This window comes from Enterobacter sp. E20 (assembly GCF_000801755.2).
GTDB lineage: Bacteria > Pseudomonadota > Gammaproteobacteria > Enterobacterales > Enterobacteriaceae > Enterobacter > Enterobacter asburiae_B.
The window spans coordinates 3,836,040-3,858,846 of record NZ_CP012999.1 but is presented as its reverse complement, the minus strand read 5'-3'; the positions used below and the strand labels follow the sequence as shown (position 1 = coordinate 3,858,846).

Here is a 22,807-nt window from a genome sequence, read left to right as displayed (position 1 = left end):
CTCCTACAGGGAGAGGGAGCAAACCCTAAAAACGGCAACGTGCGTTGCCGTTTTGCTTTTATTACGGCGCAGGATACGTATAAACCTGATGCACCGCTTCAATCTCCGCTAACACCTCTTCACTCAGGTTCAGGTGGAAACTCTCAATATTGGTTTTCAGCTGTTCCATCGTGGTCGCGCCCAGCAGGGTGCTGGCAACAAACGGCTGACGGCGCACGAAGGCCAGCGCCATCTGGGCAGGGTCAAGACCGTGACGCTTTGCGATATCCACATAGGCGGCAACGGCCTTCTGCGTCTGCTCGCCGCTGTAGCGGGTAAAGCGGCTAAAGAGGGTATTTCGCGCCCCGGCCGGTTTCGCGCCGTTCAGGTATTTCCCCGTCAGCGTGCCAAAGCCGAGACAGGAATAGGCGAGCAGTTCTACTTCTTCATATTGCGTCACTTCGGCCAGACCCACCTCATAGCTACGGTTAAGCAGGCTGTACGGGTTCTGGATGGTGACGATACGCGGCAGATCGTGTTTATCTGCAAGGTGCAGATAGCGCATTACGCCAAAGGCCGTTTCGTTAGAGACGCCAATGTAGCGGATTTTTCCCGCGCGCTGGCACTCGGTCAGCGCTTCCAGCGTTTCCAGCAGCGTTACGGCGGGGGCGCTCTCATTCCAGCTGTAGCCGAGCTTACCAAAGCAGTTGGTTGGACGCTGCGGCCAGTGCACCTGATACAGGTCGAGATAGTCGGTTTGCAGGCGCTTCAGGCTGGCGTCCAGTGCGGCGCGGATATTTTTGCGATCGAGGATCTGATTCGGGCGGATCCCGGTATCGTTGTTGCGCGCGGGGCCACTGACTTTTGATGCAATCACCAGCTTTTCACGGTTGCCGCGTTTTGCCAGCCAGTTACCGACGTAGGTTTCGGTAAGTCCCTGCGTTTCCGGACGTGGCGGAACAGGGTACATCTCTGCGACATCAATCAGGTTAATCCCCTGGCTGACGGCGTAATCGAGTTGTGCATGGGCATCGGCTTCGCTGTTTTGTTCACCAAATGTCATCGTGCCCAACCCCAGTTGGCTTATTTCCAGAGCGCTGTGGGGGATACGGTGATAATGCATAGCCGGCTTCCTCAGTAGACTTATAGACCGCGTCAGGGCGTGCCCGACAAAGGAATATAAACATGGCAGAGGGGAAGCAAAAGGGGAAGAAAAAAATCAAAAAGGCCAGCAAGCTACTGACCTTTATCTGTTTATCGCTCGATAATTTGTGATACTTCGTCGCGATTGATCTGCATTTTATTGCCTTCCTGGTCGCGGTAGCTGACCAGACCGGTATCATCGTCGACTTCGGGTTTGCCGTCGGTCAGGATCATTCGACCATCTTTTGTCGCCATGACGTAATCGCTGCTACAGCCCGATACGGCAAACGCTAAACCGACTGCTGAAACTAACACTGCCCATTTTTTCATCGTTATCGTCCTCATCTGGCGCGTATCAAATCATAATCTAGTATTAACCCGATATGGCGACTTGAGGAAGCGGTAAAATCTTAAAAAGCAGTCGATTATGTTTGAGAGCTCGCAAAATAAGTAAAAAACTATGTTTTTAACAGGAAAAGACGGGCAAGGAGCGCGCCGGTGAAATTCTTTTTGAGATAAAAACCGCGCGGCAACGTCAGTATCGGCTCACCCTTCGCGCCGATTGCCTCGGTAAGTGCTTTGCTGTTGGCCGCTTTCGGGCGCAACTGTAAAACTTCTCCGTGTCGGGCGGTGATGCGCTCTACCTGCCCAAGCACAATCATGTCCATCAGCTCCTCCCAGTCCAGACGCAGCTGTTGCTCCTCATCGTCGTTCGGGCTCCAGAGCAGCGGCGCGCCAACGCGACGCTCAGCCAGGGGGATCTGACGTTCACCTTCGACCGGTACCCACAACACGCGCTTCAGCTTGTGGCGAACGTGGCTGGTTTCCCACGTTACGCCGGTGTTGCCGGTTAATGGCGCAACGCAGACGAAGGTGGTCTCAAGGGGCTTGCCCTGGCTGTCTATAGGGATGGTTTTTAACTCCACGCCAAGCGCTGCAAAATCCTGCTCGGGTTTGCTCCCTGCGCTGGCGCCCAGCCACAGCTCAAGCAGCATGCCGATCCAGCCTTTATCCCGTTTCAGATCCTTCGGGATCTGAAGCCCTGCCATTGCCGCCAGCTCGCCAAGAGAAAAGCCTGCAAGACGCCGTGCCTGCTGTAGCAACTGACCTTCGCTGGATGGCGGTGAGAGCAAGGGTGTAAGCGGATGCATGAAGGTAACCTTTTGATTAAAAAATAAACTAAGAAATTGTCCCCTGTGGATAGAGTTTAACTATTTCTGTACCAATATTCCATGTCTATGATTTATAGGTTTTTTTATTGGTTTTAAATCGTTTTGCCAGACTCAGAAAACCGGTTGTTCAAATCTGGTCACTGACAATGAACAGGATCTTACACCATGTTATCCACAGAAAAATGGGATAACTGGGCATAACCCTGACTACTGTTTCAATTTACAGCCTTGACGTGCGATGAAAATCGAATTTTCAAACAAATTGTGACTAACTTATTGGCACAATCTGTGGATAAAAGCGACGCTGTTCGATCTTTCATCAGCATGACGATCCCTGATGTGACGATCGTCACGATATTCTGTTTTGTGCTCATGGAAATACATTTAACTATTTGAAAATAATTGCATTATCTAATTAAGGTGAAAAAGGGGAGACTGCATCGTTTGAGGTTGTTCATCGGTAATCAGACACTTCTTCACAACTATATCCACAGAAAAGGTGAATAAAATTCCCTTCACCACCGCTCATCTGTTTATAACTCAGCACTTATTTGTGAGTTATTCAAATGTTATTAGGTTGCAGCCCTGTAAGAGAGTGGTTTACCGCCTCCCTGTAGTGTGAAACAATCATTCATATATAAGGTTTAGTTTGGGGTAGTCCGGTGATTGATGACGATGGCTACCGCCCGAACGTAGGAATAGTAATTTGTAATCGTCAGGGCCAGGTAATGTGGGCCCGGCGATATGGTCAGCACTCCTGGCAGTTCCCTCAAGGCGGGATCAATCCGGGAGAGTCCCCAGAACAAGCGATGTACCGGGAGCTTTTTGAAGAGGTCGGTTTAAGCCGAAAAGATGTTCGCATCCTGGCTTCGACCCGCAACTGGTTGCGTTACAAGTTACCGAAACGTTTGGTGCGTTGGGACACAAAGCCGGTTTGTATCGGCCAGAAACAGAAGTGGTTTCTGTTGCAGTTGGTGGGCAACGATTCAGACATCAATATGCAAACCAGCAGTACGCCGGAGTTCGATGGCTGGCGCTGGGTGAGCTATTGGTATCCTGTTCGTCAGGTCGTGTCATTTAAACGCGATGTTTACCGTAGGGTGATGAAAGAGTTTGCAAGTGTGGTAATGCAGCTTCAGGAGATCCCGCCTAAGCCGCAGAGCGCACCTGCCTGGCGACGTAAAAGAGGTTAAGCTACGCAAATCATGCTCACCCGCTTGCGAGAAATAGTCGAGAAGGTGGCCAGTGCTCCGCGTCTGAACGAGGCGCTGAATATTCTGGTCACTGACATCTGTCTTGCGATGGAGACCGAGGTCTGTTCGGTGTATCTGGCCGACCACGATCGGCGCTGCTATTACCTGATGGCGACCCGTGGTTTGAAAAAACCACGTGGACGCACCGTCACGCTTGCATTTGATGAAGGTATCGTGGGCCTGGTTGGGCGGCTGGCTGAACCCATCAACCTTGCTGACGCGCAAAAACACCCCAGCTTTAAATACATCCCTTCCGTAAAAGAAGAGCGCTTCCGCGCTTTCCTTGGCGTGCCGATTATCCAGCGTCGCCAGCTGCTCGGCGTGCTGGTTGTCCAGCAGCGCGAGCTACGTCAGTACGATGAAAGCGAAGAGTCTTTCCTCGTCACGCTGGCCACGCAGATGGCGGCGATCCTCTCCCAGTCCCAGCTTGCCGCGCTCTTTGGTCAGTATCGCCATACGCGCATTCGTGCCCTTCCGGCATCGCCAGGCGTAGCGATTGCGGAAGGCTGGATGGACGCCACGCTGCCGCTGATGGAGCAGGTTTACGAAGCCTCTACGCTTGATGAAGCGCTTGAGCGAGAGCGTCTTACCGCCGCGCTGGAAGAGGCGGCGAATGAATTTCGTCGTTACAGCAAGCGCTTTGCCGCAGGCGCACAGAAAGAGACGGCGGCCATCTTCGACCTCTATTCGCACCTGCTCTCCGACGCGCGTCTGCGTCGTGAGCTTTTTGCGGAAGTGGATAAAGGCTCGGTCGCAGAGTGGGCGGTTAAGAAGGTCATCGAAAAATTTGCCGACCAATTTGCGGCACTGACCGACGGTTACCTGAAAGAGCGGGCTGGCGATCTCCGTGCCCTGGGACAGCGTCTGCTGTTTCATCTCGATGACACCATTCAGGGGCCGAATGCCTGGCCAAAACGGTTTGTTCTGGTCGCCGATGAGCTCTCGGCAACGACGCTGGCTGAACTGCCTCAGGACAGGCTGGCCGGTGTGGTGGTGCGTGATGGCGCCGCCAACTCGCATGCCGCCATTATGGTGCGTGCGCTGGGTATTCCAACCGTTATGGGCGCGGATATCCAGCCGTCGGTACTGCATCGCCGTACGCTGGTAGTGGACGGCTATCGTGGTGAGCTGCTGGTCGATCCTGAGCCGGTTCTGCTCCAGGAATACCAGCGTCTTATCAGCGAAGAGAATGAATTAAGCAAGCTGGCGGAAGATGACGTTAACCTGCCCGCACAGCTTAAGAGCGGTGAGCGGATCAAAGTCATGCTCAATGCCGGTTTAAGCCCTGAGCATGAAGAAAAGCTTGGCAGCCGCATCGACGGTATTGGCCTGTACCGTACTGAAATCCCGTTCATGCTACAGAGCGGTTTCCCCTCCGAAGAGGAGCAGGTGGCGCAGTATCAGGGGATGCTGCAGATGTTTAACGACAAACCTGTCACCCTGCGAACCCTGGATGTCGGCGCGGATAAACAGCTGCCCTATATGCCGATCAGCGAAGAAAACCCGTGCCTGGGCTGGCGTGGGATCCGCATTACGCTCGATCAGCCGGAGATCTTCCTGATCCAGGTGCGTGCGATGCTGCGCGCCAACGCGGCGACGGGCAATCTCAGCATCTTACTCCCGATGGTCACCAGCATTGATGAGATCGACGAGTCCCGGCGGCTGATCGAGCGTGCAGGCCGTGAAGTGGAAGAGATGATCGGCTATGCGATCCCGAAACCGCGGATCGGGGTGATGCTTGAAGTGCCGTCTATGGTCTTTATGCTGCCGCAGCTGGCAAACCGTGTTGATTTTATCTCTGTCGGCACGAACGACCTGACGCAATATATTCTGGCCGTTGACCGTAACAATACCCGCGTCGCCAGTATCTACGACAGCCTGCATCCGGCGATCATTCGCGCGTTAGCGATGATTGCCCGTGAAGCGGAACAGTACGGCATTGATTTACGCCTGTGCGGTGAAATGGCCGGGGATTCAATGTGCGTTGCGATCCTGATTGGTCTGGGATACCGCCATCTGTCGATGAACGGTCGCGCTGTCGCCCGCGTGAAGTACCTGCTGCGGCATATCGACATCAACGATGCCCGCGAGCTGGCTGAACGCAGCCTTGACGCGCAGCTGGCCGCTGAGGTTCGTCATCAGGTCGCGGCGTTTATGGAACGGCGCGGTATGGGCGGCCTGATCCGCGGCGGCCGCTAATCATCTTTCTGCCTCTCCCTCCGGGAGAGGGCTCCGGCGCGCATAAAACCCTATACACATCTTTTACATCTCTGGCGCATCCTCCGCGCCCGCCTTGTGCTATGATTCGCAACTTTGGAGCCTCTGCTTACGGCAGAATCGCATTTCTACCGCTGTCCACTTTCAGCGGAATAACAACATCTTGTGGTGACAGATGAACAGTGGTTATCTGCATTTTCCGGAATTTGATCCGGTCATTTTCTCAGTAGGACCTGTTTCGCTTCACTGGTACGGTCTGATGTACCTGGTGGGCTTCATTTTTGCCATGTGGCTCGCTGGCCGTCGCGCCAGTCGTCCGGGCAGCGGCTGGACGAAAAACGAAGTTGAAAACCTGCTCTATGCGGGCTTCCTCGGCGTGTTCCTCGGTGGCCGTATTGGGTATGTGCTGTTCTATAACTTCCCGGTATTCCTGAACGATCCGCTCTATCTGTTCCGCGTGTGGGACGGCGGCATGTCCTTCCACGGCGGCCTGATTGGGGTGATCCTGGTGATGGTGATTTTTGCCAAACGCACCAAACGCAACTTCTTCCAGGTTTCAGATTTTATCGCACCGCTGATCCCGTTTGGGCTGGGCGCTGGCCGTCTGGGTAACTTTATCAACGGTGAGCTGTGGGGCCGCGTCGACCCGAGCGTGCCGTACACGATGCTCTTCCCGGGCTCTCGCGCAGAAGATATCGCGTTGCTGCCATCACACCCGGAGTGGCAGTCCATTTTCGATACCTACGGCGTTCTGCCGCGCCATATGTCTCAGCTTTATGAGCTGGCGCTGGAAGGCGTGGTGCTGTTTATCATCCTCAACCTGTTTATCCGCAAACCGCGTCCGATGGGCGCTGTCTCCGGCCTGTTCCTGATTGGCTACGGCGCATTCCGTATTATCGTCGAGTTCTTCCGTCAGCCAGACGCACAGTTTACCGGCGAATGGGTACAGTACATCAGCATGGGGCAGATCCTCTCCATTCCGATGATTGTCGCGGGTGCCATTATGATGATTTGGGCGTATCGTCGTCGTCCACAGCAACAAATTTCCTGAGGAACCATGAAACAGTATCTTGAATTGATGAAAAAAGTGCTCGACGAGGGCACGCCGAAAAACGACCGCACCGGCACCGGTACGCTCTCCATTTTTGGCCACCAGATGCGCTTCAACCTGCAAGAAGGCTTCCCACTGGTGACGACAAAGCGCTGCCATCTGCGCTCGATCATTCATGAACTGCTCTGGTTCCTGCAAGGCGATACCAACGTTGCGTATCTGCACGAAAATAACGTCTCAATCTGGGACGAATGGGCAGATGAAAATGGCAACCTGGGCCCGGTTTACGGCAATCAGTGGCGCGCCTGGCCAACGCCTGATGGCCGCCATATTGACCAGATCACCACCGTGATGAACCAGCTGAAAAACGATCCGGACTCGCGCCGAATCATCGTTTCCGCCTGGAACGTCGGCGAACTGGATAAAATGGCGCTGGCACCTTGCCACGCGTTCTTCCAGTTCTATGTCGCTGACGGCAAGCTCTCCTGCCAGCTCTATCAGCGCTCCTGTGACGTGTTCCTCGGCCTGCCGTTTAACATTGCCAGCTATGCGCTGTTGGTCCACATGATGGCGCAGCAGTGCGATCTGGAAGTGGGCGATTTTGTCTGGACCGGTGGTGACACCCATCTTTACAGCAACCATATGGAACAGACGCATCTCCAGCTGACCCGCGAACCGCGTGCGCTGCCGAAGCTGATTATCAAACGCAAACCGGCATCAATCTTCGACTATCGCTTTGATGATTTCGAGATTGAGGGTTATGACCCGCATCCGGGCATCAAAGCGCCCGTCGCTATCTGATGCGATAAAGCGTGACACAACCGGTGCTGTTTAGCGCCGGTTTTTTTTCGGCTTTATCCCGTTTCCCTAAGCGCTATCCAGAAAGCGTGCAACGCGCTGCAACACTCCTGATTCTCCGGATAACGCCTCGTAAAACGAGGATCCGTCGCTCGTCATGTTCACCGCGCTTCGCCACACTCCCGATATGAAAAAAGAGAACGGTTTTACGCTTATCGAAACGCTGGTCGCGATTTCGCTTGTCGTTATCCTCAGCGCCTCGGGTCTGTACGGCTGGGACAGCTGGCAGCGGCAGCAGCGGCTGTGGCAAACCGCCAGTCAGGTACGAGATTACCTGCTGTTTCTGCGCAATCATGCCAACCGCTACAACCGCGACCATCACATTACCCATCAGCGGGTGGGAGACATGGATTGTCTGCTGAGCTCTGCCGCGCAAGGCTGTGAGAAGGGCAATCCCTTTGTGCTGATACCACTCTGGCCTGAGGTCGCGATCGGCGAGGTAACGCCGTCGCTCGCGTTCTATGGATTAAAGGATACGGCTTGGGCTGGGCGGATACGCGTTCAAAGCCGCGCAGGAGAATGGCTGATTATTGTCTCAAATGGAGGACGCATCAGGATGTGTAAGGTCTCTGCGGGAGGTTCATGTCGATGAAGCAGCGAGGTTTCTCACTGACCGAAGTTCTGATTGCCACGGCGATTAGCAGCCTCCTGCTGATAAGCGCATCGCGTTTTTTACCCGGCTTGCAGCGGGCGGTCTTAGCGCAATCCGGCCAGAGACAACTGGAGGAAGAGGTCTGGCACCACCTGTTCGCCCTGGGCAAACAGCTCCAGCGTGCGGGGTACTGCGCGGGAAACTGTCTGGGACAGGCGCTGGTGACAGCCAGGCAAGGAAGTTGCGTCATTGTGCGGTGGGATGCCAACAGTAACGGCAGCTGGGATAACAGCGCATCAGAAAATGACAGCACCGGTTTTCGTCTGGAGTCTGGCGCGCTGGAAACCCAGCGTGGAGCGACTTCATGTGAAGGAAAAGGATGGGAAAAGCTCACGGACCCGGACAGGCTTACTATCGCGCATTTTGTGGTGAGGACAGTGGAACATGCCGGTTTTGCGCCAGAGGTGAATATCGAACTGGCGGCGATTCGTAAAGGCGAGAAGGGGGAGCCCTGGCAGGCGTTGTATACGGTCACGGGGTACAACCTGTGAATCGTCAACGCGGCATGTCTTCGCTGGCGATGGTTCTGCTTTTACTGGTGCTCGGTACCCTGATCCTCACCGGTCTCAATCAGCAGCTCACAACGTTTAGCGCGCTCGTCGGCGGTGAGAGCCGTTCGCTTCAGCAGCAGGCGACGGTGCAGTCCGCGCTTGAGTGGGGACGAGTTCAGAGCTGGTCGTCAGAGCCACAGGTTCAGTGCAAGAAGACTCCTGCGTGGCGAGCGTGTTTGCGCCAGCTGAGTGGGGCGCGTGTGCTGCTGATTGCCGGAGACAGCGACCTGCTGCTCTGGCGCTCAGGAGAGATTGTCGACGGGAACGTTCGCTTTTCGCCTCACGGCTGGAGTGATTTTTGTCCCCTTAAGGAGAGCGCGTTATGCCAGCTGCCGTGAACAGAGAAAAAGGGTTTAGCATGGTTGAGGTACTGCTGGCGATGATGCTGCTGGTGATCGTCGTGACGGCTTTGTCCGGTTATCATCGGGCGTTGGCGGCTCGGTTTACCCTGTTTAACCAGTATCGACAGCTCTGGCACCATGCCTGGAATCAGTCTCAGCTCTCAACAAATGTTCTCCCGGCAGGCTGGCAGGCCAGTCGGGGGCAGACAACGCACGCAGGATGTGTCAGCATCACGGTCACACTTATTTCTCCTCTGGGGCGGCGCGGTGAGATAACGCGCCTGCATTGCCCGGTTAGCCAGTAGTCGGGAGCGTCTATGTTAAGGGTCTACCACTCAAATCGTCTGGATGTGCTGGAAGCGCTGATGGAATTTATCGTTGAGCGCGAGCGGCTTGACGATCCTTTTGAGCCTGAAATGGTGCTGGTGCAGAGCACCGGTATGGCACAGTGGCTGCAAATGTCGCTTTCCCGTAAATTTGGCATAGCCGCAAATATTGATTTCCCGCTGCCCGCGAGCTTTATCTGGGAGATGTTTGTGCGCGTGTTGCCGGACATCCCGGAGCAGAGCGCCTTCAACAAGCAAGGCATGAGCTGGAAGCTCATGGCGCTGCTGCCGGAAATGCTGCAGCACGATGAATTCGCCATGCTGCGCCACTACCTCAATGACGATACCGATAAGCGCAAGCTGTTCCAACTGGCGTCGCGCACCGCCGATCTCTACGATCAATACCTTGTTTACCGTTCTGACTGGTTAATTCGTTGGGAAGCGGGCGAGTTGGTTGAAGGGCTACCGGAGGCGCAAATATGGCAGGCACCGCTGTGGAAAGCGCTGGTAGAGCATACGGAGAAACTTGGGCAGCCTAAGTGGCACCGTGCCAACCTGTACGATCGGTTTATCTCCATACTCGAGAATGCGTCGGAGCGCCCGGCCCGACTGCCGTCACGCGTTTTTATCTGCGGGATATCCGCATTACCGCCTGTTTATCTGAAGGCGTTGAACGCGCTGGGTAAACATATTGATATTCATATTTTGTTCACCAACCCTTGCCGACAGTATTGGGGGGATATCCTCGACGAACGTTGGCTTGCGCGGCTGGTGACTCGCCAACGAAAGCGCCTTTTTGAAGAACGTTCCGTCCCGCTGTTTAAAGACGGCTCGACTGCCGGGCAGCTTTTTGATGAAGACGGTATCCAGAACCTGCCCAATCCACTGCTTGCCTCGTGGGGGAAGCTGGGGCGTGACTACATTCACATGCTTTCAGACATCACCTCATCAGGCGAAGGTGACGTGGATGCCTTTGTCGATATTGCCCCGGATAGCCTGCTGCATCATATTCAGCTGGATATCCTCGATCTGGAAAACCGTGCCGTGATGGGCGTGACGGCGAAAGAATTCGAACGCAGCGACAGCAAGCGCAAGCTGGATGCTGACGATCGCAGCATCACGATCCATGTTTGCCATAGCCCTCAGCGTGAGGTCGAAGTGCTTCACGACCAGCTGCTGGCGATGCTGCAGGACGATCCCGAACTGACGCCACGCGATATTGTGGTGATGGTGGCGGATATCGACAGCTACAGTCCCTTCATCCAGGCCGTTTTTGGCAGTGCGACGGGCGAGCGATATCTGCCTTACGCTATCTCTGACCGTCGTGCCCGTCAGTCGCATCCGGCACTGCAGGCCTTTATCACTCTGCTTTCACTGCCGGATAGCCGCTTTATCTCCGAAGATGTCCTGGCGTTACTGGATGTTCCCGTGCTGGCTGCACGCTTCAACATCAATGAAGAGGGGCTGCGCTACCTTCGCCAGTGGGTGAACGAATCTGGCGTTCGTTGGGGGATCGATGACGATAACGTTCAGGAGTTCGAACTTCCTCCAACCGGGCAGCACACGTGGCGTTTTGGCCTGACGCGTATGCTGCTGGGCTACGCCATGGAGAGCAGCCAGGGCGAGTGGAATGAGGTGCTGCCTTACGATGAGTCCAGCGGGTTAATTGCTGAACTGGTGGGGCATTTAGCATCACTCCTGATGCAGCTTAACCGCTGGCGACACGAGCTGATGCAGCCGCGTCCGCTTGAAGCGTGGCTCCCGGTTTGCAGGGCATTGCTTAATGATTTCTTCCTGCCAGACAGTGACACCGAAGCGGCAATGGCACTGATTGAAACGCAGTGGCAGGCGATCGTCGATGAAGGCGTGAATTCCCATTATCAGGATGCAATCCCACTGTCGCTGTTGAGGGATGAGCTAACGCAGCGGCTTGACCAGGAGCGAATCAGCCAGCGTTTCCTGGCAGGCCCCATCAATATCTGCACCCTGATGCCAATGCGTTCTATCCCGTTTAAAGTGGTCTGTCTGCTTGGCATGAACGACGGCGTTTATCCGCGCGCGCTGGCGCCGCTGGGGTTCGATTTGATGAGCGCAGATCCCAAGCGGGGTGACCGTAGCCGCCGCGATGATGACCGCTACCTCTTCCTTGAGGCGCTCATTTCCGCCCAGAGTAAGCTCTATATCAGCTATATCGGCCGTTCCATTCAGGACAACAGCGAGCGTTTTCCCTCCGTACTGGTGCAGGAGCTGGTGGACTATATCGGCCAGAGTCACTATCTGCCGGGGGATGAAGATCGCAACTGCGATGAAAGCGAGAAGAGGGTGAAAGCCCATATCACCTGTTTCCACAGCCGCATGCCGTTTGACCCGGTGAACTACACGCCCAGCGAGCGCCAGAGCTATGCGCAGGAGTGGCTGCCGGCGGCGAAAAAGGAGGGGAGTGCGCATACCGATTTCATTCAGGAGCTTGACCCGCGCCCTGTCGACACCCTGACCTTCGAACAGCTTCAGCGGTTTTGGGCGCATCCGGTGCGCGCCTTCTTCCAGCAGCGATTGCAGGTCAACTTCCGTTCTGAAGAGAGTGAAATTCCTGATGCAGAGCCTTTTACGCTGGAAGGGCTGGAGCGCTACCAGTTAAACCTGCAGCTGTTGAATGCGCTGGTTGAAGAGGAAGATGCGGACAAACTTTACCGCCGCTACCGTGCTGCAGGACAGCTGCCCTATGGGGCGTTCGGAGAAATTGTGTGGGAGGCGCAGTGTCAGGAGATGACCGCCCTGGCAGAGCGCGTAAGAGCGTGCCGACAGCCAGGGAAAAGTATTGAAATCGATCTCAACTGCAATGGTGTACAGCTCACGGGCTGGTTAACCCAGGTTCAGCCGGACGGGCTGCTGCGCTGGCGGCCTTCTATGCTGAGCGTTTCACAGGGTTTGCAACTCTGGCTGGAACATCTTGTCTACAGTGCGGATGGTCATAAAGGTGAAAGTCGGATTTTCGTGCGCAAAGAGGGCGAATGGCGCTTCCCGCCGATGGAGTCTGAGCAGGCGTTACGGTATCTGTCTTTGTACATTGAGGGCTACCGTCAGGGAATGAACAAACCGCTCCTGCTGTTGCCGGAAAGTGGCGGGGCCTGGATAAAAGCCTGTTATGACGCACAGAATGATGCGATGTTAACGGATGAGGCGTCACTGCAGAAAGCGCGCAGTAAATTTATGCAGGCCTACGAAGGTAACATGATGGTACGGGGCGAAGGTGAAGATGTCTGGTATCAGCGCTTATGGCGAACGCTTGAGCCAGAGTACTTTGAGGCCATCACGGAAGAGGCGCAGCGCTACCTGCTGCCGTTGTTTAAATTTAATCAGTCCTGAGCGCTGTATAAAAATTGCGCAGTGTGGGGTGTTCAATTATGATGCACTTCTTATCACGGACTGATGTACCCAATAAAGAGATGTTGGCGTGTCCAGCACGCAATGTATTAATGATGTAGCCGTGATAAAGAGGTAGCACCTTGTTTAAAGCGTTTGTTTTGTTTTTCGCCCTCTGGGTACCTGTCACTCAGGCAGACTCCGGTTGGCAACCCGTTCAGGAAACTATTCGTAAAAGCGAAAAAGATACCCGTCAATATCAGGCTATTCGTCTTGATAACGGCATGACCGTGCTGCTGGTTTCCGATCCGCAGGCGGTGAAGTCCCTCTCGGCATTAGTGGTGCCGGTTGGATCGCTGGAAGATCCTGACGCGCATCCTGGGCTTGCACATTATCTGGAACATATGACGCTGATGGGGTCAAAAAAATACCCGCAGCCGGATAGCCTGTCCGAATTTTTGAAAATGCATGGCGGGAGCCACAATGCCAGTACGGCACCGTACCGCACGGCCTTTTATCTTGAAGTCGAAAATGATGCGCTGGAAGGCGCGGTCGATCGCCTTGCTGATTCCATCGCCGCCCCCCTGCTGGATAAAAAATATGCCGACCGTGAACGCAATGCCGTCAATGCTGAGTTGACCCTTGCCCGCACGCGAGACGGTATGCGCATGGCCCAGGTCAGCGCCGAAACCATCAACCCTGCGCACCCGGGTTCGCGCTTCTCCGGCGGTAACCTTGAGACGTTAAGCGACAAACCGAACAGCCCGGTGCTTGATGCCCTGCACGCGTTTCGCGATAAATACTACTCCGCCAACCTGATGAAAGCGGTCATCTACAGCAATAAACCGTTGCCAGAACTGGCAGGCATGGCGGCTAAAACGTTTGGCCGGGTGCCGAATAAAAATATCGACCTGCCGCAGATAGACGTACCGGTGGTCACGGATGCGCAAAAGGGCATCGTGATCCACTACGTGCCTGCGCTGCCGCGCAAAGTGCTGCGCGTGGAATTCCGCATCGATAACAACACCGCACAGTTTCGCAGTAAAACCGATGAGCTGGTGACCTATCTGATAGGTAACCGTAGCCCGGGTACGCTTTCTGACTGGCTGCAAAAACAGGGGCTGGTGGAAGGTATTCGCGCCGACTCCGATCCGGTTGTGAACGGCAATAGCGGCGTGCTGGCGATCTCCGCCACCCTGACCGACAAGGGCCTGGCAAACCGTGACGAAGTGGTGGCGGCGATCTTCAGCTACCTCTCTTTACTGCGTGAGAAAGGCGTCGATAAGCGCTACTTTGATGAGCTCGCCCACGTGCTGGATCTCGATTTCCGTTACCCGTCCATTACCCGCGATATGGATTACGTTGAGTGGCTGGCGGATACCATGATCCGCGTGCCGGTGGAGCACACCCTCGACGCGGTCAATATTGCCGACCGCTATGATGCCGATGCGGTAAAAGGCCGCCTGGCGATGATGACGCCGGAGAATGCCCGCATCTGGTACATCAGCCCGAACGAACCGCATAACAAGACGGCGTATTTTGTCGATGCCCCCTATCAGGTGGATAAAATCAGCGCGCAGACCTTCGCCGACTGGCAGAAGAAGGCCGGAGAGGTTGCGTTGAAGCTGCCGGAGCTGAACCCCTATATTCCGGATGACTTCTCGCTGACCAAAACGACAAAAGATTATCCGCACCCGGCGCTCATCGTTGATGAGCCGACGCTGCGGGTGGTGTATACGCCCAGCCGCTACTTCGCAAGCGAGCCAAAGGCCGATGTCAGCGTGGTGCTGCGTAACCCGAAAGCGATGAACAGCGCCAAAAATCAGGTGATGTTCGCGCTCAATGACTATCTCGCCGGGATTGCGCTCGATCAGCTCAGCAACCAGGCGGCCGTGGGCGGGATCAGCTTCTCCACCAACGCCAACAACGGTTTGATGCTCAATGCAAACGGCTATACCCAGCGTTTGCCTCAGCTGTTCCAGGCACTGCTGGAGGGCTATTTCAGCTATACGCCGACGGAAGAGCAGCTTGAACAGGCTAAATCGTGGTATGCGCAGATGATGGATTCTGCGGAGAAGGGCAAAGCTTACGATATGGCGCTTATGCCGGCGCAAATGCTGTCGCAAGTTCCTTATTTCCAGCGAGAGGATCGCCGCGCGCTGTTGCCTTCGATCACCTTAAAAGACGTGCTGGTTTACCGTGATGCGCTGAAAACCAACACGCGTCCGGAGTTCCTGATCGTCGGCAACATGAGTGAGGATCAGGCCAAAACCCTGGCAGAGAATGTACGCACTCAGCTCGGTTCGAAAGGCGACGAGTGGTGCCGCAACCAGGACGTGCTGGTTGAGAAAAAACAGAATGTGATTTTTGAAAAGGCGGGTAACAGCACGGATTCCGCGCTGGCCGCGGTATTTGTGCCAACGGGCTATGATGAATTCGCCAGCTCAGCGCAGAGTGCCGTACTGGGGCAAATTATTCAGCCGTGGTTCTATAACCAGTTACGCACTGAGGAGCAGCTTGGCTACGCGGTGTTTGCCTTCTCCATGAACGTAGGCCGACAGTGGGGACTGGGTTTCCTGCTGCAAAGCAGCGATAAACAGCCGGCGTATCTCTGGAAGCGTTACCAGGCCTTCTTCCCACAGGTGGAAGCAAAACTCCGCGCCATGAAGCCGGAAGAGTTTGCGCAAATCCAGCAGGCCGTCATCGCACAGGTGATGCAGCCGCCGCAGACGCTGGGTGAAGAAGCCTCGCAGCTGAGCAAAGATTTCGATCGCGGTAATCTGAAATTTGATTCGCGTGATAAAGTAGTGGCCGAGATAAAACAGCTGACGCCGCAGAAGGTTGCCGACTTCTTCCATCAGGCGGTCATTAAGCCGCAGGGAATCACCATCCTGTCTCAGGTTTCCGGTAGCCAGAACGGGAAAACGGAGTACGTGAACCCGAAAGGCTGGAAAGTCTGGAAGAGCGTCAGCGCGCTGCAGCAATCTATGCCCTGGAGTAAGAAAGAATGACCGATACCGCTGAGTCCCTTGATCCCTTACGTTTACCTCTGCAGGGTGAACGATTGATTGAAGCCTCAGCGGGAACGGGAAAAACCTTCACCATTGCCGCGCTGTACCTGCGTCTGCTGCTGGGGCTTGGCGGCAACGCCGCTTTTCCACGTCCTTTGAGCGTGGAGGAACTGCTGGTGGTGACCTTCACCGAGGCTGCCACCGCTGAGCTGCGGGGCCGTATTCGCAGCAATATCCACGAGCTGCGCATCGCCTGTCTGCGTCAGAGCACGGATAACCCTCTCTACGCGAGCCTTCTGGAAGAAATTGCCGATAAGCAACAGGCAGCCCAGTGGCTATTGCTCGCTGAACGGCAGATGGATGAAGCGTCCGTCTTTACCATTCACGGTTTTTGCCAGCGTATGCTGAGCCTGAATGCGTTTGAATCCGGAATGCTATTTGAACAGCAGCTCATTGAAGATGAATCCGTGCTTCGCTATCAGGCCTGCGCGGATTTCTGGCGTCGCCACTGCTACCCGTTACAGCGCGATATCGCCGAAGCGGTACATGCGCTGTGGAAGGGCCCGGAGGCGCTGCTGCGCGCTATCGATCGTTATCTGCAGGGTGAAGCACCGGTCATCAAATCCCCGCCGCCTGCGGATGAAACCCTGGCCTCACGCCATGAAAAAATCATCGCGAGAATTGCCGACATCAAGCAAAAATGGATTGAGTCCGTTGGCGAGATTGACGCAATCATCGAAAATTCCGGGATTGACCGACGCAAGTTTAACCGTGGCAATCAGGGGAAATGGATCGACAAGATCAGCGCCTGGGCGCAGGAGGAGACGCGAGGCTACCAGCTCCCGGATGCGCTGGAGAAATTCTCCCAACGTTTCCTGGCTGAGCGGACCAAAGCCGACGGCATTGTGCCTGAGCATCCTCTGTTTGTGGCGATTGAAACCCTGCTGGCTGAGCCCTTAACGCTCAACGATCTGATGATTACCCGCGCCATGACGGAAATTCGCGACGCCGTCGCGCGTGAGAAACGCCGCCGGGGTGAGCTGGGGTTTGACGACATGCTGAGCCGCCTCGATGCGGCGCTGTGCAGTGAAAATGGCGAAGCGCTTGCCGCCGCGATCCGCACCCGCTTCCCGGTGGCGATGATTGACGAATTTCAGGATACCGACCCTCAGCAATACCGCATTTTCCGCCGTATCTGGCGCCAGCAGCCCGGCACCGCGCTGTTGTTAATCGGCGATCCGAAACAGGCCATCTACGCCTTCCGCGGTGCGGATATTTTCACCTACATGAAAGCCCGTAGCGAAGTTGACGCGCACTACACGCTTGATACTAACTGGCGCTCCTCTCCCGGCATGGTGGAAAGCGTCAACGCGCTCTTCAGCCGCATGGATACGGCGTTTATGTTCCGGGAGATCCCGTTTCAGCCGGTAAAGTTCGCCGAGAAAAATGCCTCGTTGCGCTTCGAGTTCAACGGCGAGACGCAGCCTGCCATGAACTTCTGGCTGCTGGACGGGGAAGGCTGCGGCGTTGCCGACTATCAAAATGCCATGGCCCAGCACTGTGCCGCGCAAATCCGCGACTGGCTCAGTGCGGGCGCGCACGGTAAAGCGCTGCTGTGGAAGGGGGATAAACCAACCCCGGTAAAGGCATCCGATATCACGGTGCTGGTGCGCAGCCGTCAGGAGGCCGCGCTCATCCGCGACGCTCTGACGTTACTGAATATTCCCTCCGTCTATCTCTCGAACCGCGATAGCGTCTTTGAAACGCTGGAAGCGCAGGAGATGCTATGGCTGCTGCAGGCCGTGCTGGCTCCGGAGCGGGAAAGCACGCTGCGTAGCGCATTAGCGAGCGCGATGCTCGGGCTGAACGCGCGGGATATTGATGCGCTGAACAATGACGAAGCCGCGTGGGATTCTGTCGTAGAAGAGTTTGTTCGCTACCGCGAAAAATGGCAGAAGCGTGGAGTCATGGCGATGGTGCGCGAGCTCATGGCGCAGCGCCACATTGCGGAGAATATGCTGGCGACAGCAGGCGGCGAGCGCCGTTTGACCGATATTTTACATATCAGCGAACTGCTGCAGGAAGCCGGTACGCAGCTGGAGAGCGAACACGCTCTGGTACGCTGGCTGGCGCAGCAGATTGCCGATCCGAACAGTAATTCGTCCAGCCAGCAGATGCGACTAGAGAGTGATAAATATCTGGTGCAGATCGTCACCATTCACAAGTCGAAAGGCCTGGAATATCCGCTGGTCTGGCTGCCGTTTATCGCCAATTATCGCGTGCAGGATCAGGCCTTTTACCACGATCGCGAGTCTTTTGAGGCGGTGCTCGATCTCAGCAACGCGGAGTCCAGCGTTGAGCTGGCCGAAGCCGAGCGTCTGGCGGAAGACCTGCGCCTGCTTTACGTGGCGCTGACCCGTTCGGTCTGGCACTGCAGCCTGGGCGTTGCGCCTCTGTTCCGTCGCCGTGGCGAAAAGAGCGGGGAGAGTGATTTTCATCTGAGCGCGCTGGGGCGGCTTATTCAGCACGGCGAACCCAAAGACGCGGCGGGCCTGCGCCAGTGCATCGAATCGCTTTGCACGGAGCATGTTGCCCTGCATATTCCGTCGCAGCCCGACAACAGCCGCTGGCAGATGCCGGAGCTGCGTGAGTCAGCGCTCCATGCCCGCCAGGTTGTACGTACCATTGCCGACGACTGGCGCGTCACCAGCTACTCCGGTTTACAGCAGCACGGGCAGAGTATTGCGCAGGATCTGATGCCAAAACTGGACGTGGACGCCGCAGGAGCCGGTAGCGTACCCGCTGAGCCGGTGCTCACGCCGCACCAGTTCCCGCGCGGCGCCTCGCCGGGCACGTTTTTGCACAGCCTGTTTGAAGAGCTGGATTTTACCCAGCCGGTTTCCGAAGAATGGGTGCTGAAAATGTTACAGAGTGGCGGCTACGACGCGCAGTGGCAGCCGGTTCTCACCGACTGGATCCGCGCGGTACTGCACGCGCCGCTCACGACGCAGGGGATCTCGCTGAACCAGTTGACCGCCAAAGACAAGCAGGTGGAGATGGAGTTTTATCTCCCCATCGCCAGCCCGCTCAGGGCCGAGGCGCTTGATGCGCTGATCCGCGAGTACGATCCGTTATCCGCCGGGTGCCCGCCGCTGAACTTCCGCCAGGTGCAGGGGATGCTCAAAGGCTTTATCGACCTGGTTTTCCGCCACGAAGGGCGCTACTACCTGCTGGACTACAAATCGAACTGGCTGGGTGAAAGCAGCGAAGCCTACACCCAGGACGCGATGGCCTCTGCCATGCAAATGCATCGCTACGATCTGCAGTACCAGCTTTACACCCTTGCGCTGCACCGTTACCTGCGCCATCGCATGGCCGATTACCGCTACGAAGATCATTTTGGCGGCGTCATTTACCTGTTCCTGCGCGGAGTGGATGCTAACGACCCGCGTTCCGGCGTCTTTTGCACGCGTCCGGCTGCGGAACTGATTGAAAAAATGGATAACCTGTTTGCTGCAAGCACGGAGGAGGTAGCATGACGATGCAGGCGCTACTGCTGGACGCGGTTGAACAACGGTTACTGCGTCACCTGGATGTGCAGTTCGCCATGATGGTGGCAGGCGAGGAGCCTGCCGTCATGCTGGCCGCAGCCATTCTGAGCAAAGACGCGGGGGAAGGGCACGTATGTCTGCCGCTGTCGCGTCTGGCGGTGGATGAGAAAATGCCTCCGGCTTTACAGGCGTGTTTCGCGCTGCTGGGTGACGAAGTGGACTGGCAGGGGATATTACTCGGCTCGCCTGCCGTGAGCGGAGCCGATACCGGGACGCCGATGATCCTTGTCGGCGAGCGTTTGTATCTTAACCGGCTGTGGCGTAACGAACTGACGGTAGCGCGCTTCTTCAGCGAGACCAACGCCCCGCTTCCCTGCGATGAAGCGCAGCTCCGGCAAACGCTGGATACGCTGTTTACCTCTGACGACGCGACAGACTGGCAAAAAGTGGCGGCAGCCGTGGCCTTAACGCGACGGATCTCGGTGATTTCTGGCGGCCCGGGCACCGGGAAAACGACCACTGTGGCAAAACTGCTTGCCGCGCTGATTCAGCTATCGGGTGAGAAAAAGTGCCGTATTCGCCTGGCGGCCCCCACCGGTAAAGCGGCGGCACGTCTGACGGAGTCGTTAGGCGGCGCGCTGCAAAAACTGCCGCTAACCGGGGAGCAGCTTGCGCTTTTCCCCAATGAAGCGAGCACGCTGCACCGTTTGCTTGGCGCACAGCCGGGTAGCCAGCGTCTGCGCTATCATGCCGGTAACCCACTGCACCTTGACGTGCTGGTCGTGGATGAAGCGTCGATGATTGACCTGACGATGATGTCGCGTTTGATCGATGCGCTCCCGCCTCACGCGCGCGTCATTTTCCTCGGCGATCGCGACCAGCTTGCCTCCGTTGAGGCCGGGGCCGTATTGGGGGATATCTGCACCTATGCCAGCCTGGGATATACCGCGGAACGCGCGCAGGAGTTAGCCCGTCTCACCGGATGTTCGCTCACGTCTGAAAACCATTCGCTTGCAGGGGCGCTGCGCGACAGCCTGTGTCTGCTGCAAAAAAGCTACCGTTTCGGCAGCGACTCCGGCATCGGCCAGCTTGCGGCGGCGGTGAACCGGGGCGACCGGCGCACCACCACAGCGGTATTTGACGGTACCTTTACGGATATTGAGAAAAAATCGCTGCAAAACGGGGAAGAGTATCAGGCGATGCTGGACGATGCCCTGCAGGGGTACCAGCACTTTCTGACGGGCGTACAACAGCAAAGTACACCGGAGCAGGTCATTGCCGCGTTTGGCGAATACCAGCTGCTCTGTGCGCTGAGGGAAGGCCCCTTTGGCGTCCGGGGTCTGAACGACAGGCTGGAACAGCTGCTGGCGCAAAAACGCAAAATTAACCGTACCCCGCACTCGCGCTGGTATGAAGGGCGACCGGTGATGATCTCCCGCAACGACAGCGCGCTGGGATTGTTTAACGGGGATATCGGGATTGCGCTCGACTGCGGTCAGGGCCTGCGCGTCTGGTTCCAGATGCCGGACGGGAGCGTGAAGTCCTTCCAGCCCAGTCGTTTGCCCGAGCATGAAACCGCCTGGGCGATGACGGTGCATAAATCCCAGGGCTCCGAGTTTAACCATGCGGCGCTGATCCTGCCCACGCAGCTTTCACCCGTCGTTACCCGCGAGCTGATCTATACCGCCATTACGCGCGCGCGTCAGCGTCTGTCGCTGTATGCCGATGAACGGGTGCTGGTGCAGGCGATCGCCACCCGAACGGAACGCCGAAGCGGACTGGGCGCGATATTTGAGTCACTCTGAACAACGCCAGACATGCAGGCCGGGTACGCGCAGCGCGACCCGGCAAGCGTTGTATTATCCCAGGTCAGCCATCAGCACTTTTGAACGACGCTGATAGTTGTACATCTCTTTCTTCGTTTCCGGCAGAGAATCGATATCCACCGGCGTGAATCCGCGCTCCTGGAACCAGTGAATGCTGCGCGTCGTCAGGACGAACAGTTTGCTCAGCCCCATCTGGCGCGCCTGCGCCGCCACGCGTTCAAGCAGCATTTCGCCGCGTGAAGAGCTACGGTAATCAGGATGCACCGCCACGCAGGCCATTTCACCGATCTTCTCTTCCGGGAACGGATAGAGCGCGGCGCAGGCAATGGTCAGGTTATCGCGCTGAATAATGGTGAATTTATCGATCTCCATCTCCAGCTGTTCGCGTGAGCGGCGTACCAGAATGCCCTGCTGTTCCAGCGGGCGGATCAGCTCCAGAATGCCGCCGATGTCATTGATGGTGGCGCGGCGGATCTGCTCCGCACTCTCCATCACAATCTGTGTACCAATACCGTCGCGGGAGAACAGCTCCTGCAGCAGGGCCCCGTCTTCCTGATAGCTGATCAGGTGGCTGCGGCGCACGCCGCTGCGGCAGGCCTTCACGGCGCCACGCAGGAAGCGGACGGTGCCGGAGTGGTAATCGCCTTCGGCTTCCAGCGCTTCCACGCGGGCCTGGGCTTCATTCGGGAAGAGTTCCGGTACGATTGTTCCTTCACCGTCCACGACGCCCTGGGAGGAGCAGAACCCAATCATTTTTTCCGCCTTCAGCTTGATCGCCAGCTGCGTGGCGATCTCTTCGGACGTCAGGTTAAAGCTTTCGCCAGTCACGGAAACGGCGACCGGGCCCATCAGCACGATGGCACCGCTGTCCAGCTGGCGGTGAATAGCTTCTTCATCAATACGACGAATACGGCCGCTGTGGCAGTAATCCACGCCATCGTCCACGCCGAGCGGCTGGGCAATGATAAAGTTGCCGCTCACGACGTTGATATGCGCGCCTTGCAGCGGCGTATTGTTCAGGCTCATGGAGAGACGCGCGGTAATATCCAGCTGCAGCAGACCCGCCGCCTGTTTCACCAGCTCCAGGGTTTTGGCATCGGTGACGCGGGTATGTTTATGGTAAATCGGCTCGTGGTGGTGAGCGGCCAGGTTGGCGTCGATCTGCGGACGCGCGCCATACACCACCACCAGGCGGATCCCGAGGCTGTGCAGCAGGCCAATGTCATTGACGATGCTGGAAAAATTTTCATGCTCAATGGCTTCGCCACCAAGCATGATGACAAACGTTTTTCCCCGATGGGCGTTGATATAGGGAACAGAATGGCGGAATCCCTGGACCAGTTCGGTTCTACGTTCCTTCACCATGGCACAACCCTTAATGAATGTTTATTCGTAATTTCTGTATTTTTATTCGATTGTGGTCGCGTGTGCAAGCGCAAATTTTCTGCGACCCATAGAAATTGGTAAGTAATCCGTGCGTTAGCGTATGATTGTTTACCCTTTTATAGATGAC

16 protein-coding genes are annotated in these 22,807 nt (G+C 56.3%); 12 read left to right on the top strand and 4 right to left on the bottom strand.

Going from position 1 to position 22,807, the window contains the following annotated elements; genetic code table 11:
• Window positions 1-61: 61 nt before the first annotated feature.
• The 3 genes from NI40_RS17940 to mutH form a co-directional block, all read right to left on the bottom strand.
• Complete coding sequence (locus tag NI40_RS17940; protein WP_023309049.1) at window positions 62-1,102, bottom strand: NADP(H)-dependent aldo-keto reductase; 1,041 nt, start codon at window positions 1,100-1,102, stop codon at window positions 62-64.
• A gap of 131 nt (window positions 1,103-1,233) precedes the next feature.
• Window positions 1,234-1,452: a YgdI/YgdR family lipoprotein gene (locus tag NI40_RS17935; RefSeq protein ID WP_008499668.1), complete on the bottom strand. Its 219-nt coding sequence runs from the start codon at window positions 1,450-1,452 to the stop codon at window positions 1,234-1,236.
• A 128-nt stretch (window positions 1,453-1,580) separates the two neighbouring features.
• Entirely contained in the window at window positions 1,581-2,273 is a 693-nt protein-coding gene (mutH, locus tag NI40_RS17930) for a DNA mismatch repair endonuclease MutH (RefSeq protein WP_039263325.1), read from the bottom strand.
• Between the two features lie 683 nt (window positions 2,274-2,956).
• On the opposite strand from mutH, the gene rppH reads away from it, so the two are divergent.
• From rppH to recD, 12 genes are all read left to right on the top strand, one after another.
• Window positions 2,957-3,487: an RNA pyrophosphohydrolase gene (rppH, locus tag NI40_RS17925; protein WP_013098553.1), complete on the top strand. Its 531-nt coding sequence runs from the start codon at window positions 2,957-2,959 to the stop codon at window positions 3,485-3,487.
• Window positions 3,488-3,499: 12 nt separating this feature from the next.
• The gene (gene ptsP, locus NI40_RS17920) at window positions 3,500-5,746 is read left to right on the top strand and encodes a phosphoenolpyruvate--protein phosphotransferase (protein WP_023309047.1); all 2,247 of its coding nucleotides are present in this window, start codon (window positions 3,500-3,502) and stop codon (window positions 5,744-5,746) included.
• Window positions 5,747-5,939: 193 nt separating this feature from the next.
• Complete coding sequence (lgt, locus tag NI40_RS17915) at window positions 5,940-6,815, top strand: prolipoprotein diacylglyceryl transferase (protein ID WP_023309046.1); 876 nt, start codon at window positions 5,940-5,942, stop codon at window positions 6,813-6,815.
• 6 nt (window positions 6,816-6,821) lie between these two features.
• Entirely contained in the window at window positions 6,822-7,616 is a 795-nt protein-coding gene (thyA, locus tag NI40_RS17910; RefSeq protein ID WP_039263326.1) for a thymidylate synthase, read from the top strand.
• A 184-nt stretch (window positions 7,617-7,800) separates the two neighbouring features.
• Window positions 7,801-8,265 carry a prepilin peptidase-dependent protein gene (locus tag NI40_RS17905; RefSeq protein WP_039263474.1) on the top strand — a complete coding sequence of 155 codons (465 nt, stop codon included), beginning with the start codon at window positions 7,801-7,803 and terminating at the stop codon, window positions 8,263-8,265.
• Complete coding sequence (locus NI40_RS17900; RefSeq protein WP_039263327.1) at window positions 8,256-8,816, top strand: prepilin peptidase-dependent protein; 561 nt, start codon at window positions 8,256-8,258, stop codon at window positions 8,814-8,816. The genes NI40_RS17905 and NI40_RS17900 overlap by 10 nt, the downstream gene beginning before the upstream one ends.
• Window positions 8,813-9,214, top strand: a complete 402-nt coding sequence (locus NI40_RS17895) for a DUF2509 family protein (protein ID WP_039263328.1) — start codon at window positions 8,813-8,815, stop codon at window positions 9,212-9,214. The genes NI40_RS17900 and NI40_RS17895 overlap by 4 nt, the downstream gene beginning before the upstream one ends.
• Window positions 9,199-9,522, top strand: coding sequence for a prepilin-type N-terminal cleavage/methylation domain-containing protein (locus NI40_RS17890; protein WP_023309042.1), 324 nt, complete (start codon window positions 9,199-9,201; stop codon window positions 9,520-9,522). The genes NI40_RS17895 and NI40_RS17890 overlap by 16 nt, the downstream gene beginning before the upstream one ends.
• A gap of 12 nt (window positions 9,523-9,534) precedes the next feature.
• The gene (gene recC, locus NI40_RS17885) at window positions 9,535-12,909 is read left to right on the top strand and encodes an exodeoxyribonuclease V subunit gamma (protein WP_039263329.1); all 3,375 of its coding nucleotides are present in this window, start codon (window positions 9,535-9,537) and stop codon (window positions 12,907-12,909) included.
• A gap of 140 nt (window positions 12,910-13,049) precedes the next feature.
• The gene (gene ptrA, locus NI40_RS17880) at window positions 13,050-15,917 is read left to right on the top strand and encodes a pitrilysin (RefSeq protein ID WP_039263331.1); all 2,868 of its coding nucleotides are present in this window, start codon (window positions 13,050-13,052) and stop codon (window positions 15,915-15,917) included.
• Window positions 15,914-19,456 (top strand): exodeoxyribonuclease V subunit beta, encoded by a 3,543-nt coding sequence (gene recB, locus NI40_RS17875; protein WP_039263332.1) that lies wholly within the window; start codon window positions 15,914-15,916, stop codon window positions 19,454-19,456. Before ptrA ends, recB begins: the two co-directional genes overlap by 4 nt.
• Window positions 19,453-21,273, top strand: a complete 1,821-nt coding sequence (gene recD, locus NI40_RS17870) for an exodeoxyribonuclease V subunit alpha (RefSeq protein ID WP_039263333.1) — start codon at window positions 19,453-19,455, stop codon at window positions 21,271-21,273. The genes recB and recD overlap by 4 nt, the downstream gene beginning before the upstream one ends.
• 54 nt (window positions 21,274-21,327) lie before the next feature.
• On the opposite strand, the gene argA is transcribed toward recD, so the two are convergent.
• On the bottom strand, window positions 21,328-22,659 hold the full coding sequence (gene argA / locus NI40_RS17865; protein WP_039263334.1) for an amino-acid N-acetyltransferase: 1,332 nt from the start codon (window positions 22,657-22,659) through the stop codon (window positions 21,328-21,330).
• Between the last annotated feature and the right edge of the window lie 148 nt (window positions 22,660-22,807).